Annotated in this window: 9 protein-coding genes; 2 read left to right on the forward strand and 7 right to left on the reverse strand. The window is 59.7% G+C overall.

Annotated elements, in window-relative coordinates:
- Positions 1-178 precede the first annotated feature (178 nt).
- Positions 179-1,195, forward strand: coding sequence for an IS110 family RNA-guided transposase (locus F451_RS0114245; RefSeq protein ID WP_020682057.1), 1,017 nt, complete (start codon positions 179-181; stop codon positions 1,193-1,195).
- A 718-nt stretch (positions 1,196-1,913) separates the two neighbouring features.
- On the opposite strand, the gene F451_RS0114250 is transcribed toward F451_RS0114245, so the two are convergent.
- On the reverse strand, positions 1,914-2,582 hold the full coding sequence (locus F451_RS0114250; RefSeq protein ID WP_040879895.1) for a class I SAM-dependent methyltransferase: 669 nt from the start codon (positions 2,580-2,582) through the stop codon (positions 1,914-1,916).
- A gap of 320 nt (positions 2,583-2,902) precedes the next feature.
- Complete coding sequence (locus F451_RS0114255; RefSeq protein ID WP_020682059.1) at positions 2,903-3,355, reverse strand: CBS domain-containing protein; 453 nt, start codon at positions 3,353-3,355, stop codon at positions 2,903-2,905.
- Between the two features lie 238 nt (positions 3,356-3,593).
- On the opposite strand from F451_RS0114255, the gene F451_RS0114260 reads away from it, so the two are divergent.
- Positions 3,594-4,394 carry a phytanoyl-CoA dioxygenase family protein gene (locus tag F451_RS0114260; protein ID WP_020682060.1) on the forward strand — a complete coding sequence of 267 codons (801 nt, stop codon included), beginning with the start codon at positions 3,594-3,596 and terminating at the stop codon, positions 4,392-4,394.
- On the opposite strand, the gene F451_RS0114265 is transcribed toward F451_RS0114260, so the two are convergent.
- The 5 genes from F451_RS0114265 to F451_RS25615 all read right to left on the reverse strand — a co-directional run bounded on the left by F451_RS0114265 (position 4,355) and on the right by F451_RS25615 (position 14,792).
- Positions 4,355-5,827 (reverse strand): MFS transporter, encoded by a 1,473-nt coding sequence (locus F451_RS0114265; protein WP_020682061.1) that lies wholly within the window; start codon positions 5,825-5,827, stop codon positions 4,355-4,357. The genes F451_RS0114260 and F451_RS0114265 overlap by 40 nt on opposite strands.
- A 130-nt stretch (positions 5,828-5,957) precedes the next feature.
- Positions 5,958-8,453, reverse strand: coding sequence for an alpha/beta hydrolase (locus F451_RS0114270; protein ID WP_020682062.1), 2,496 nt, complete (start codon positions 8,451-8,453; stop codon positions 5,958-5,960).
- A 415-nt stretch (positions 8,454-8,868) separates the two neighbouring features.
- Positions 8,869-10,101 (reverse strand): hypothetical protein, encoded by a 1,233-nt coding sequence (locus F451_RS0114275; RefSeq protein WP_156826496.1) that lies wholly within the window; start codon positions 10,099-10,101, stop codon positions 8,869-8,871.
- An 82-nt stretch (positions 10,102-10,183) separates the two neighbouring features.
- Complete coding sequence (locus tag F451_RS0114280) at positions 10,184-11,692, reverse strand: alkaline phosphatase family protein (RefSeq protein ID WP_020682064.1); 1,509 nt, start codon at positions 11,690-11,692, stop codon at positions 10,184-10,186.
- An 88-nt stretch (positions 11,693-11,780) separates the two neighbouring features.
- The gene (locus F451_RS25615) at positions 11,781-14,792 is read right to left on the reverse strand and encodes a transglycosylase domain-containing protein (protein ID WP_020682065.1); all 3,012 of its coding nucleotides are present in this window, start codon (positions 14,790-14,792) and stop codon (positions 11,781-11,783) included.
- Positions 14,793-15,369 lie beyond the last annotated feature (577 nt).

Genomic DNA, 15,369 nt, shown 5'->3' on the forward strand with positions numbered 1-15,369 from the left:
GCCAGGAAAAGTAGTAACCAAACGAGTAAGAGTCGAAAAGGGGCTATCGGCACAGAGCGGACATTGGAGCTGGACAGGCAAAAGACAAGACCTGATAATCATCTAGCCGACTCCCCCACACCAGTCGTATCGTTGATACGTAACCATCGACGAACAGCCTGGAAAGAGGAGTCGACTAATGAAACTGTATGCCGGTATCGATTTGCATTCAATCAACAGCGTCGTAAGTATTCTCGATGAAACGGACCACATCGTCTTTGAAAGACGCCTCGATAACGATCTAGAGCGTATCAAGTGTGAATTGGGGCCCTATCGAGAGCAGCTGGAGGGTATTGTGGTTGAGTCTACCTTCAACTGGTATTGGTTAGTGGATGGATTGCAGGAGGCCGGCCATCGGGTTCACCTGGCCAACCCTGCAGGTAATAAGCAATACAGCGGACTAAAATATACCAGTGATCAGCATGACGCACGTTGGTTGGCTCATATTCTGCGACTCGGTATCTTAAAAGAGGGTTATATTTACCCCAAGCAGGAGCGCGCCTTTCGAGATCTGCTACGTAAACGCATGCAGCTGGTGCGTCTGCATACTACTCAGATACTGAGCATTCAGAACCTGATCTACCGTAATGCCGCACTGAAGGTAAGCAGTAACGATATTAAGCGGTTGAACCAGGAGCAGCTGGAAAATCTTTTGTCTGTGCCCCAGCAAAGCTTGGCAGCATCCACCAACCTTGTTGTCATGCAAAGCCTCGAAGAGCAAATAAACCTGTTGGAAGCCGCTATCAAGGAGCACGTCAAACCCCGGGCAGAAATGGGTTATTTAAAAAGTGTTTCAGGCATAGGCGATGTATTAGGATGGGTCGTGTTACTGGAAACAGGAGACATACACCGTTTCAAAAGTGTGGGTAATTATGCCTCCTATTGTCGTTGCGTAGAAAGTAGACGCGAAAGTAATGGCAAGAAAAAGGGTGAAAACAATCGTAAAAATGGTAACAAGTATCTGGCGTGGGCGTTTGTGGAGGCCGCCAACTTTGCCGTCCGTTACCATGAACCGGTCAAGCGCTTTTATCAGCGTAAAAAGGCGAAGCGCAACGGCATCATTGCGATCAAGGCCGTGGCGCACAAATTGGCAAGAGCCACCTTCCATATACTGAAAAATGGAGAGCCCTTTAATCTCGCACGAGTATTTCCATAATAACGATTTGGTTGAGGCAATGAGCACGTAGCGGGGTTGGTAAAACCATCAGACCTGATTGTGCCGTAGCCTCAACCATCACAGCAAACCTGCTTTGTGTACAGATGTAGCTGATTTGCCTCTGACCTGAGCCAACAAGGGGTTGGTGCCGCAAGGCAACCACAAGATCTGAACGTAATCCATTGGACAGATCAGGGTACCGAAGAATTTCTGGGGCACCGACGAGTGCCAGGGGCGGGAAGCGACTTCGGCAGGAGTGGCTCCCACGCCTTGAACCATATGGGTGACTGGTGCGAATCGGTTTGATATCGCAACCAACCAAGAGAAAATCCGGGAGCAAGTGAGTCATCGTGTAAACGGAACAGGTAAAATCGAGAGCATGTTCAAAACGTGTCGGGGAGCTGTTGGTGCTTGACCACCGTCGGCTAATGGGTGACCCCGCACGCTCGCTAAGATACCTGCAACGTATGTTGCTGTGCGTCAGCTGATTGTTATATGACGGATTTTTTAACGTAAATTGGTAAATACAGAAGCGTGCTTTCCGAGCTTTCCAATGATATGCAATCTTCCCGGCGTACAGATGTTGAAAATGAGTGCGCGTTGCAGCTGCAATCGCTTTTTATTCAGGGCTGCTTGTTCCGAAGCACTTATTCCGAAGCGCTTATTCAGAGCTTTTTATTCCGAGTTTTTTATTTAAAGCAAGGCCCCCGGCGCTTTGTTAGCCCGCCCGGGCGGAAAAGAGCGCGACGCAGCCGACGACCTGGATGTCGACTTCATCGAAGCGCTGGGTGAGGGCGGCCCGCAAGCCGTGCAGGTCGTCCTCGGTATTCGCGAAGATACCCTTGCGGTTATAAAACCCCATCAGCTTGCGGGCCAGCCAGCTGCGTGGCACACCGCCCTGCAGAATGGTGGAACCGAAGATTCGGGCGCCTGGGTTCATCAGGGGCTTGAGATGATCCAGCGCGACCGCCTTGTTCGCGATGGCGCCGGGAAGGCAGTGCAGCAGGAAGTTGATGCCGATGGAGTCGAAGGGCTTCTGCGGCAGGGGAGGCGACAGGGGCTCGAGGATATTCTGCCGGTAGGTCTCGGGGCTGTAGCGCTCGATTCGCCTGGAGGCGAACGCCAGCGAGTTGGCGTTCAGGTCCATCAGGGCGATCCGCGGGTGGCTGGCCGGATAGCGGCACCGGTCGAGGAAGTACCCGGTGCCCACGCCAACGTCCAGGTGGTTGGCCGATACGTGCGTGTTGTAAAGCGACGCTATGCGCGCCGACGGGCACTTCCAGATGTAGCGGTTCGATATGCCCAGCACCAGGATGTCGTAGGCGGACAGTATGTTTCGGGTGTAAACGGCCTGGCCGGCTTCCACTTGTGCTGTCGTTGGTTTCACCGGCGATGGCTCCCTGCGTGTTCGCGTTTTTTTGTAGATATGCTGACTGAAAAGCCTGATGGGCTGCATTCTACGGTTGGCGTGAGCCCCGCTGCAAATCGCCCAGGTCTTCGCCTGGTTTCATGCGTGCTCCTTCAATTATTTGGAATCAGGTACATAACCGTGTGCCGCCACCCGAGGTTGGCAGCGGCGACCATATAGGAAGAAGCCCGCTCTGCGGGCGAACCAGGCTTGCGCGAACACCCGATTCGCCCGCAGGGCGGGCTCCTGCTGTTTATCGGCATCATCCCGGTTTTGTCCGCCGGGATAACAGGCGGCCTTCAGGGATGGCGTTCCCGCTCCACCTGCTGCTCCCGTTTCTGCAGTGCCACCAGGTCGGACAGTTGCTCGCTCAGCAACTCGACCATGTCATCCTCCGTCAGTATGCCAACCAGTGCCCCGTCGGCGTTGACCACCGGCGCGCGCCGCACGCCTTTTTTGCGCATCTGTTTGATTGCATCCAGCACATCGTCCTCTTCCGTTACGCTTAACAGGTCGTAGCTCATGGCGTCGCCAACTGAGAGGGCGTCCAGGTCGACGTCACGCGCCAGCAGTTCAATCACGATATCCCGGTCGGTCAGGATACCCACCGGTATCCGCGTCATGCCGTTTTCTGTCTTGACCACCACCACGTTGCCGACGTGGTGCTTGCGCATCAGGCGTGCGGCGTCGGTGATGTTCTCGTCCCGGTCGATAATGATGACTTCACGATTGCAGATTTCGCCTACGGACATGGTTCACCCCCCATGGGAGTCGGGGTCGCTGGCAGTCGGTACAGGGTCCTTGATATGACGCAGCGACCAGGTTCGAGCACGGCTACCTGCCGTTAGCCCAAGTGCTTTACTTAGCAGCATAGATGACAAGCGGACAGCCTGTGTCGGTTGATGCCGTATCTCCGCGCGGAGCCCTGGTCTGCGGCGCTTCGGCCAGGCCGCTATACTCTGTGGTAGCCAGAAACCGGGAGGCTGGGCCATGGAGGAAACAGACTACAGCAACGACTGGGAACAAAACGGTTATATCCTGCTGCGCCAGGCCATCGATACGTCGGTTTGCAAGGCGATGCTGGACGACATCATCGCCTTTGTGCGGAAAAACACGCCTGGCAGCGCGAATGTGCAATCGGTCCAGGCGCCGGACAATTCTACCGTCCATCTCGCCGAGGGCTCGATCATCATTCCAGAAAGCAAACCCAACCCCGTTGCATTGCAGCCGGAAGACAGTATTTCCAAGGTGTTCAACCTGCACCGGCGCGAACCCTACGTGGGATTTGTGCGCCAGCCGGCAGTGCTGGATGTGCTGTCCCAGGTGATGGGCGAGGATATCGACTGCTTCCAGAGCCAGTTTATTTTCAAGAATCCCGGTGCCTGGGGCCAGCCCTGGCATCAGGATTCATACTACATGCCCCTCGATCAGCAGCCCCAGGTCGGGGTCTGGCTGGCGGTCAGCGAAGCGACCCTCGAGAATGGCTGTTTGCAGGTTTTGCCGGGCTCCCACCGCGAACCCATTCACGCCCATGTACCGGATCAGCGTCCACAGGCCAATTATGGCTATGTCGAGATCGTGGATTACGATTTCTCCGCGGCGGTTCCGGTATTGATGCAGCCTGGCGACCTGCTGATCTTTAACAGTTTCCTTATGCATCGCTCGGTCGACAACCGTTCCCGTCGCCGGCGAGCCGCGGCCATGTTTCACTTCGCCCGCGCCGGCACCTGCAAGACCAGCGATATCCCCATCTATACCTTTGATTTTGTGCCGGTGAAACGCGCCGAATGAAGACCCTTGCGCCGGTCCGGCCTGTTCAGCAGGTTCTGAACCTCGTGGATATGCGCCCGTGTCAGGTCGTAGCGGGCAAAGATGCCCACCGCGATCAATCCAATCAAACCAACACCCGGGCCGTACAGCCAGGCCAGCTGGTGCAGTACATCGATGGAAACTGCGCCCGGGGCGACGTGCACCGGAAAGTCGATCAGGTCGATAAAAATGCCGGCCAGCGAGTGCCCCAGTCCCGACGCCGCCTTGCCGGCAAAGGCCATGCCGCCAAAGAACATGCCTTCCTGGCGCATGCCGGTGGCCAGTTCATGGGCGTCGCTGATATCGGCAACCATGGAGCCGGCGGCGACCAGCGGCTGTACCGCGCCCATCCCGCCCAGTATTGAGGCCAGCACCAGTATCAGCAGCAGTGCGGGGTCGCTGTTGCCGGGCAGCCAGCCGTACAGGCGCAGCATGACGGGGCCGACATGGAACAGCAGCGCCCAGAGTGCGCCGCCGATAAAGATCCATTTCTTGTCAAAGCGATGGCACAGCGGTTTGGCAAAGGGAATGCCCGCCAGCAGGCCGGCCACAATGGCCAGCGTCACCAGTTGAATCTCCTGCGGTGTCAGTTGCCAGAAGAAGGTTGTGGCATGCAGCCCCAGTGTTGTTTGCACGCCGCGCATCATGAAAAACGCCAGCATGCTCAGGAACAGCGTCAGAAACGCCCGGTTGCTCAGCACGGCCCGCAGTTCGCGCACTACCCGGCTACCGCGAAAGGCCGGCAGCCCGTCCGCCGGGGCCGGCAAGTGCGGAATCATGCGGTGGGTGCCTGCCGCCGACAGCCAGATGGCGGCCCACATCACGCCGGCAAAGAGCAGGGCGAACTCCGGGTAGGCGGCGGGGTTGAGCTGCCCGTTGGCAAACGCCGGGGTTGCGTTGAAGAAGAAACTGAAGCCGACGATCACCAGCGCCGCGCTGCCGAGCAGCCCAAAGGCGGTGCGGTATCCCACCAGGGAAGAGCGCTCCTCGTAGTCATCGGACAGCTCCGCCCCCAGTGCCAGGTGCGGCACCTGGTAGAGCGTCATGCAAAAGCGCACCAGTACGGCAAAGCAGGCCAGCCAGGCAAAGAGCCCGGCGTTCCCCAGGTCTGCCGGGGGCAGAAACAGCAGGTAAAAACAGACCGCCAGCGGAATGGCCGATACATACATGAAAGGGTGTCGGCGTCCCCAGCGGGAGCGCCAGCCATCCGACAGCGAACCGATCACCGGGTCGGTGATGCCATCAATACAGAGCGCGATGAACAGGGCGAGCCCCGCCAGGGTCCCGGCAAGCCCCAGAACCTGGGTGTAGTAGAAGAACAGGAACAGCTCGAAGGTATTGTTCTTTATCGCCTCGGCCGCCTGACCGACACCGTAGGCCAGCTTGGTCGGGACCTTGATCCTTTCGCTCGGCATGGGGCATTCCTCCCAGAACAGGCCGCGGCGCGCAAGCGGCGTCCGCGCGCGGGCTCAAGGGGAAGTCTATGCCATTAATCCCAGGGTGGTAGCGAACAACAGTCCGGCTGTGAGTGACCGGGGTCCTGATTTACTGGTTATTTCCAATGGTTGGGCCATCACCCACCTCGAAGAAGCCGGCCGGTATTTCCGCCAGGCCGTCGCTGGCGGCTGCAAACAGGGTGCACTGGTCGAGTGCGGTCTGCGCCTGCGCGTCGACGCTATCGATATCCGCCGGCTGATTGCCATTCGGCACGGTCGCCGTGCAGCAGGCATGGCCGGAGGCACCGTCGCTGTCGGTCGCGCCCGCCAGGATCAGGTAAACCCGACCGTCTTCGGCGGAGTCGCGTTCGGCCCGCAGTCGAAGGGTGCCAGCGGCGATGTCCTTGGCATCGGGGGAGGACTGGTTCATCTGGCTGTCGGTATCGTCTTCGTCGCTGTACACGCTTATGGCGGTTGGAAGTCCCGCGCCCTTATCGTCCGTCACCATGACACTCAGACCCACGTCGATCAGTTTGTCGCCGCCCGACATGAGCTGGCTCTGCGCCAGACTGCAGTCGAGCACGGGCACCTTGTTGTCGGCTTCGTCGGCAAACATCATGTCGGCGATGTTAATGGCGCCAGCGGGCGTCTGGTCGAACACCAGCTCCACGCCCTCGATGTCCGTCAGGTAAATGTTGTTGAAGGCGGACAGGGGGACGCGCACCGTATTGAAGATCGCCCGGGGAACCGCCGTTTTCGAGACGGCATGGGAGTCGACGGAGGGCGGATAAAACAGCGCCGGCGAGTGGTCGCTGACAGTCACCGACGCCGACAGGCCCGCGCTATCGTGCAGCACCACCTGCAGGTCCTGGGGCTCCGTTGCGGGGTTAAGCGGATCGGCCATGTCGACAAAGGCGCGGAACTGAAGCGCTTCGTAGCCACTGACATCATGAAAGGCCGCCGGCAGCTCATTAAGAACGTAGGGCGTGGGCCCGCCGCGAACATACTGCCAGGCGATGCGCAGGTTACTGACCGTGGGGCCGTTATCGGACAGATAATGTGGCACCTGTCCGCCGTCGAAAAAGTCGGGTGGGTGGAATATGCAGCCGAAATCGGGTGGCGGGTTGCCAAGTGGGTCGCAGTGCTCGTACCTCAGCAGCGCGTCATGGCTGACGTTACCCCCTAGCGTATTGACCAGTGTCTCATCCGCGAACTCGAACCGGTTCAGCTCCAGCCGATTCTCCGGGTCGTCCTTTGGCTGGTAACCGACGTAGATTCCGTCGGTCTTGGCAGAGGCCGGCGGCGGATTCGCGCCGCTGAGAAAGCCACGCCAGCCGGGCTCCTGGCGCAGATAGGTGCGGAAAAAGGCCCCGGCAATCGCAATCAGCGAACCTTGGTGCTGCTCGGTTGTCAGGCGCTGGCTGTACATTTCACCGGGAGGCTGGCAGAAGGGGCCGTCGGTGCCGTACTGGTCTATCCAGTCATCCACCGTTTCGAACGGACTCCCCTCGGGATCCCAAAGGCTGTTGTAACCGGTGTGGGTCGCGCCGATCACCTCGAAACTGTGCTTGTTGGCGGTATCGCCGGGGACGGCGTAGCGGGACGCATCGAAGTATCCGACGCCGGGCAGGGTGTCCTGGTCTCCGTCGCAATAGGGCAGAATGATGCCCAGTGGGGTGTCTGTGATGGTCTGCTCTCTATCGTCGTCGCCCGGCGCCGGTCCGATCAGCAGCGCCCCCCGTATTTTGAATCCATCCCCCTTGGAGCCCAGACTGCCGCCAGGATCGCCTTGCTCCTCGATCCGGTCCAGCAGGCGCGCGGCTCCGGCGCCTCCCCGGGAATGTCCGATGACCCCAACTCGGTTCAGGTCGACCCGGCCGACGAAGAGGGTGCCGACGGGGGCGGTACTGGTCGTTGAAAATGCGGTCCAGATGCCAAAGTGGCGCTGAAACAGGCGTGCCCAGGCATCATGATTGGTGACGCCCGCATCGTTGATCCCGTTACCGCTTATTGAAACGGTGATAAAACCCTGGCTCGCCAGGCGCTCGGTGAGATAACGATAGCCCTTGTAGTTGGGAAACAGCGGGTTTGCCGGGTTACAGAGGTCTGCCGGCAGCATGTCGCAGAATCCGGCCTGCTGGTTTTGGGGCACTGGCTCGCACGGCCAGCCTCCGCCCAGGTGGCCTGGCTCACCGTTAATATCCTGGGTGATGCAGGTCGCGTGGCCGCCGTGCATGATGAAAATTATTGCAAAGGGCCCGCAGCCGAGTTCCTCCGGATAGGTTACTTCGGCTCGCAGCTCCACAGGGTAAGGAAAATCAGTGAGATTCGCCGCCGAGTCTCCGTAGCTGTATTCGACTCGCGCGGCTGTATAGGGGCCTGGTGCACCAGGATCCGGCGGGCCGATGACCAGGTCGCCGCGATCGAGTTCACATTCGGTGGGCAGGTGGTGAGAGCGGGCTTCGGCCTGCTGGGGCACAAGCGCAAAACCCACAATCAGCAAGGCGGCGAGGATGGTGATCAGCCGCTGGGAGCGGTAACCCGGAAGTACCCTGGCGAGCGGAATCAGGATGCCATAGCCAGGTGGTAATGCAGCTGTATTCATGAGTGGCCTCCCTGACGATCCGCGTCTTGTCGCCCTGATGGCGTTCATGCCTGATGCGGTCAGCCGGCCGGGTCGACTTCGGGTTAAGTGCGGCGGTACGAAACTGGGTGCGTCTTACGTAAACAACGCATAGGCCATGCCAGATACCCAAAAGCATTTATGAGTCAGAGGCTTGGCTGCTTGGCCGTTTATAGCCGAGGCCCCGGTCTGTATCTGCTGCTTAACAGTATCGGGATTTGATTCCACGACCAGGCCGGCGTACGGCGTTGAATAAGGCAAAGAGTTCTTGTTTATCAATCGCGTAGGCGTGCTGTCAGTGGTCGGGCTACCGTGTTGGGGCCTGTAACGTTTCAGTAACCTGAAGGTGTACATAAAAGCGGTGAATAAAGAGCAGCCATAGGGGCTGCTATTGTCATCATGCCTCCACGGGCAGGGCGAACAGCACGATGGCGAGCAGCAGCAGTGCCAGGCTGGAGTATGAGAACAGCAGCCAGTAGCGTTGCCTCCCGGTGCTGACCTTGGCGGCAAGGCGGGCAGCCAGCACCGCCTGCAGCATGTAGTAGAAGGCAAAGGCCCGGGACGCGAGCGCCACGATCTCGAAAATGTTGCTGGCCCACATCAGGCTCACGGCGAGGCAGGCGATAATGGCATAACTGCTGCGGGCGGACAGGCGTTTTCGGGTTTCGTTTTCAACCACGCCACCGGCACCGATGGTGTCGGCGATGGCGGCGCTGAACTGGCTCATGCTGGCCGCCACTACCAGCATGACGGGCAGGATCAGGGTAATGTTGCCGGACAGGTCAATGATTGCGGTTTCATTGGGAGCCACCCGCGCGAACGGGGCCATCAGTGGCATGGCGAGCGCTACGAAGGCGACGTAGATAACGCCGGCCACCAATTGGGCGAGACGCATTGAACGGGCTCTGAGCGGGGCGTCATAGGACGATGCCAGGTACTTCGACGTTTCGAACCCCTGCACGATCAGCAGCATGCCGCCAAGGTGCCGCAGGCTTTCCCACAGGCTGCTCTCAGGCAGGGGCAGCCCGGACAGGTCGTAACCGGTGTCGGCATCGTAGTAGGCCAGGGCCGCCAACAGCGCAGCGATGATGGACAGCTTGATGGTGACGGAGTACTCCTCGAGCCGCTCCAGGCCATGCAGCCCACGCCTGAGTCCGTAGATGCCAATGAACAGCAGCACCAGTGTCGCCAGCGCATCGGCGTTGAAACTGCTGTAGGCGTCGACGCCGGTGAGCACGAAGCCGCACATGAGGCGGATATAGAAGGTGATCGAGATCACATAGGCGCCGGCCAGCGCCAGGTCTGACAGACGCTCCAGCGGTTGTGCGAACGGATCCGAATCCACCCTGGGGGTGCGCCCGTCATGCAGGATGTTGAAGCGTATGGCCTTTCCCAGCCAGAACGACAGCAGCACGATGCCGACAATGGCAAAGAGGGACAGGGTCCCGGCAATGCCGGCCAGCAGCGGTACCACGACCAGAAAACCGCTGCCAATAATGGAGGCCAGCGGCGTGACGGTGGCACACCAGAAGGGCGCGTCGCGAACCTCTCTGCGCAATAATACGGCGGCGATGGCCACGGACAGGGCGACCAGTAAACCGTCCAGCATGGAGAAGTTCTCTACTTCCACCCATTTTCCTCAATCGCTACAGGGATCAGGTACGCATGCCGTGCATCGGCCGATGCGGTGTCCGGACATTCAGCTTGGGCGCTCAGTCCTGCAGGCTGCGCTTGTAGTCCGCCAGCAGCCGCATCAGGCCTTGCTGCGTGGTCGCCGTGGAATAAATATACCTCACAACACTGGCCGGTATGCCGGCAAAGGGATCCTCAGCATCCATGTTTAACTGATACTGGTCACCCGGGTCGGGCAGGTCGATGCCCGGGTTGACGATCTCGTCGGATATCGCAGTTTCGAAACTGGGTGCCGCGGCGACACGATTCAGCAGGCCTGCCCCGGCGGGGTCAATACCTTTCCATTTCAACAGGCTGGCCAGGATGGAGGTGTGATCGTATGGATACTGTGAATCGGCGGGTTGGCGAAACACGGTTCCGGGTACCACATACGGGGAAATCAGCAAGGCGGGTACGCGAACGCCATAGAGGTTGAACTTGAAACGGGATGCAAGGCTCGCCTTGTCGCCGGGGTTAAGCGCGCCCCAGGCCGGTGAATGGTGATCGTAGGTGCCGCCGTGTTCATCGAAAGTCACAATCAGCAGGGTTTTCTTCCAGGCTTGCGGGTTTGACTTAAGGGCAGTGTAAACGTCGTACAGCAGCTTTTCGCCGTAACGCACATCCGTGGGCGGGTGGTAATCGTTACCCTGGTGCATAGTATCAGGGCCAATTCCATAGCCCCATTTGGGCTCTAGGTAGCTGAACTCGGGAAGCGTGCCCGCTTTGGCCCGGGCAAAAAAGCCCTCGGCTGGGTCGTTAATGTTTTCAATGCTCAGCAAGGAGGACGGCACCGCGTCCATTGCGGGAAAGGTGTACTGGGTAAAGCACTTACCCTTGTGCCATATGTCGTGATAATAGATCCCCATCGAGGTGTCTTTTTGCGCCAGCACGTTAAAGATGGTCGGTGTTTTAAACTGCTCTATCGCCGTTAAATGTTTATTGACCAGGCGCCCGAGTGCCGTGCCGCACAGGGAAAAGGCCCGGTTTGGATTGGTCTGGGTCGGCATTGAACAGTACCACCGGTCACTGACGGCATACTGTCTGGCCAGGCCGTTAATCACCGGCAAGTCTGCAGGGGTGTAGGTTTCGGTGATCTGCAGGGTTTCATCCCAGGTATCATCGTTTGCGTCGAAATCCTGCAAAAATCCCTGCATGGGCGCGAGTCTGTGCTGGGATGGAGGCGCTTTTACGGTGTTTCTTGCATCACCGAACAGCTGGTTGAGTACATTGGGATAGCCTTCGTTCGGGTCGAGACTCGGTACGGTAAAGCCATCCTTGCCCAGGCCTTTCTGGATGGGGTGGTACTCGACCGTGCTCCAGAAATGGGGTTTTAATGGCAATGTATAGGTGTTTTCGCGCAGCCCGTCGAACTGTGGGCCCTGCGGCGCTGGGGGCAGCATGTTTTTCGGGGTGTCGTTCTCGTACAACCACCCCAGCAGGTTGTCCAGGGATCGGTTTTCAAACATCAGGTACACGATGGTTTCGATTTGAGGAAAGATTTTATCTTCCTCACGACCGGCCGGTGTTTGATCTTCTGATTGGCTTTCCATAGCGCTTTTCCTTGTTTCCATGAAAATAACGGTACTGCCTGTAGCCACGTCCTGAGGCAACGGCTCGCGTGGTATCGCGAACGGGTCCTCAGTTCACGCTGGCCTGCTGCAAGGGCGCAGCTTCGGGCAGGCAGCGGCTGCCGGGCTGCAGATAGGGTTGCAGAATCGGCGCCATGCCCTTGAGCACCTGGACGGGCAGGGATGAGGTGAAATTGAAGTCTTTCGCATCACTGCCGGGCACGAAGGCGGTGAGGGTGCCGAAATGGTTCGGACCGAGGTAAAACACAAAGGTGGCGGTGCGGTTGAGTACCCGTGAATGCAGCACCTGGCCGCCGCGGCCGACCTGTTCAATGCGATTGTCGCCGGTACCGGTCTTGCCGCCAATGTCCAGGGCGGTGCCCAGGTTGTCATTAAAGGTGCCCCGCAGGCGGCGCGCGGTGCCACCTTCGACGACGGAGTTGAGCGCCTTGCGCAAGACCCTGGCGACCTCCGGCTGCATCACCTGCACGCCACCGCTGGCACGGTGCCCAAGGTGGGTCTCGTAGGGCGTGTCGGTGGCAAAATCCATCTGCTCGATGCGCACACTTGGCAGGCGCAGGCCATCGTTCATGATGATGCCCATGAGTTCGGCCAGCGCCGCGGGGCGGTCGCCGGAACTGCCCAGTGCCGTCGCCAGTGAGGGTACCAGGTGTTCGAACGGGTAGCCCAGGCGCTGCCAGCGTTCATGGATATCGAGGAAGGCTTCAACTTCCAGCATGGTGCGAATGCGGCTGTCGCGGGCGCTCTTGTGGCGGGTGCGGAACAGCCAGCGATAGACATCCTGGCGCTGGGTTTCACTGGCGCTGACGGTGTCGACGAACGTGGCGATGGGGTGTTCGAGCCGATAGCGCAGCAGCCAGAGTTCCAGCGGGTGGACGCGGGCAATATAGCCCTGGTCCGTGAGATTAAAGGCACCGGGGCCGTACTTGCTGTACAGGCCCGTGAGTTCCTTTTCAGTCAGTTCCTCGCCTGGCAGGCGCTCGCGCAGGAACGTATCGAACTCGGCCTGGCTGGCATCGGGCATCAGGTAACGGTGCACGGCTGCCAGGCGTACCGGGGTCTGGCGCAGGCCGTCGAGGAAGATATCCAGCTGCTCCTGGGGTGTCTTGTTGCGGTACTTGCGCCAGAACCGCAGCAGAAATACCTTGCCTTCCTTGTCGGCAAAGCGGCGCAGGTAGTCCTCGCGGCGCGGGTCCTTGTCGTCTTTCAGCAGCTCGGCGGCATTGCCGGGCGCCTGGTAAGTGCTGTAACGCACCAGGTCGCGCATCAGGCGCACGAAGGGCAGGTTGAGGGATTCCTGCACGGCTTCACGCACGGTGGCCTGGCGTCCGTTGTCTTCGCGTCGGAAGTTGCTGAAGGTATGCAGGCCGCCGCCGGTGAAAAAGCGCTCGTACGGGCTGGCCGAATAGCGCCGCTCCATGGCCGCCTCCAGCATGGCTTCGAGCGCCGGGTCGTTGCCCCGGGCCAGGTAGTCCCGTGCCCAGCGGGTCAGGTAGTCGTTTGCCGTGATGTCCAGGGCCAGCAGTTCCGTGCGGCTGAGGCCGGAAAAACGCTGATGCAGTTCTGCTATGACGCCCAGGTAATGGGCCAGCACGCGCAGCTTGGCGGTGGAGCCGAGTTCGAGCTTGCTGCCTTCGTTGATGTCAAAGGGCTGGTCGGTATTGTCGGTCTGGACCCGCACCCGGTTGCCGTCTGTGCTGCGCTCGAACAGGGTAAAGCTGTAACGCACCTGGGCAGTGTTGCTGGCAGACAGCAGGCGCTCGCCCAGCAGGCCGGTTTCGGTGGCGAAGTCCGGGTCCGCCAGGCGGCGCAGGTACTGACTGACATCGCGTTGCAGCTGCCCGCTCAGGGTGCTGTTGGCGGCGAGGTCGAGGCGGTCGAGGTCGTACAGCGGCAGCCCGAGCAAACTGGACAGGCGGTTGCGTGCAACGTTGATGCCCTTGCTGCTGTCGATCTGGTGCTGAATGGGGTTGTCGATCCAGTTTCGGAATTCGACCCGCTGCTCCAGTGCCACGCGGCGCAGCGTATCGTCAATCAGGCCCGCCTGTGCCAGCAGGCGTATGTGGCTGTCGGTCAGTGTGGCCAGGTCCGAGCGGCCGCGATTAAGGTAATAGGAGGGCCTGCGCTGGGCAATCAGCAGGGACAAGACCTGGCGCAGCGCCTGGCCACGTGCCGCCAGGGTCGTGGCATCGGCCGGTTCAGCGGCATTGGCGGAGCCGAGCAGCTGGTTGAGCCGGTCGAAGTCGGCATTGAACCAGGCCGTGAGACCGGCGGCCAGCCCGTGTACTTCGCCGTGCCCCGGCGCTGCGGACAAGGGAACGGTATTCAGGTAGTCGCGTACCACGCGCTGGCGCCACTCCAGGGTATCGGGACCCTGCTGATAGGCCCGCACGCTGGCCGAGAGCATCTGGCGCAACTTTTCATTCGGCGAGCTGGTCAGGCCCCCGGGGGAGTGGCGGTATTTCTCGAGCTGAGTGGCCAGGGTGCTGCCGCCTGCCGAATTGCCGGCCAGGTCGAGCCGTTTGCCCAGTTGTGACAATGCCGCCTTGACGAAGCGCGGCCAGTCGACCGCCGGGTTGGCGCGCGGCTGCGCCGGGTCCAGCAGGTCGCGGTTCTCGATAAACAGCAGGCTGTGCACAACCAGCGGGGGGATGGCGGCAAAGCTCGAATAGTGTTGCTGTGGATAGGCGAAGTCGTATAACGGTTCCCTGCGACAGTCACGGATTTCCAGGCCCACCTGGGACTTTTCCGGGTACGGCAGCGGTAGTCCGCGCTGACCGTAATTGAGCAGCGGCTGTGAAAAACGCGTCTGCTGCAGAATTTCAAAATTCCGCAGCTGGGCCCGGTCGAGCAGGGATGGCAGGCGTGCATATCCCATGCGCAGGTCAAAGGGGCCGTGCTGCGGATAGAGAATGGCGTCGCTGGGGCCGGGTTGCAGTGTGTATTGCAGCGTCTGGGCGTAGCGGCTGAGCTCGCTGGACTGCAGTTCGGCGGTGCGGATTTCGTGGACTGCCAGCAAGCCGGCCACCGCTGCAATGGTGACCAGCGGGGATACCCACAAGACTAACAAAGACTTCCATCGCCGCGGTCGCGGCTTGGTTACTGACGCGGGCTGATCTTCCTTTTTCGCATTATCGGTCTTGCTTCCATTCGATCGCACATACTTCCCCATTTACATGATCCAGAGTCTTACATCCTGACGCGTGCTATCAGTATAGTCAGCGCTTGCAACGGTATTAGCCTGGCGGGAAAACAGGTGGCCTGTTGGCCCGTTATGTACAGGAAGTACTGTCCCTCACATCTAACTTCAAAATCGTGCAACGCGGGAGCAGACCCTATATACGGGTTAATACGACTGCCGCGCAGGTCGGGCATGCGTCTCGCGGTGCCGGACACTTGCGTTCCTTGCCTATCAATAGCATTGCACCGGGTCTGTCCGCCAGAGGCTGGCGCGGAATATTTTTCAGGCGTCATGTTGGTGCGTTTTTCGTCTGCCGCTGTGGCGATCCCGAGTATCGAGCAGCCGGCATGTCGCTGCCCTGATCGTTGCCGTCAAGGGAGGAAGCAGGCGTTATCGCTTATTGGCCGTGCCGCTTTACTGGCGTGTGGGGCCCCAGTCTCCATACTGAAACTGTCTT

Source organism: Marinobacterium rhizophilum DSM 18822 (assembly GCF_000378045.1).
Taxonomy (GTDB): Bacteria; Pseudomonadota; Gammaproteobacteria; order Pseudomonadales; family Balneatricaceae; genus Marinobacterium_A; species Marinobacterium_A rhizophilum.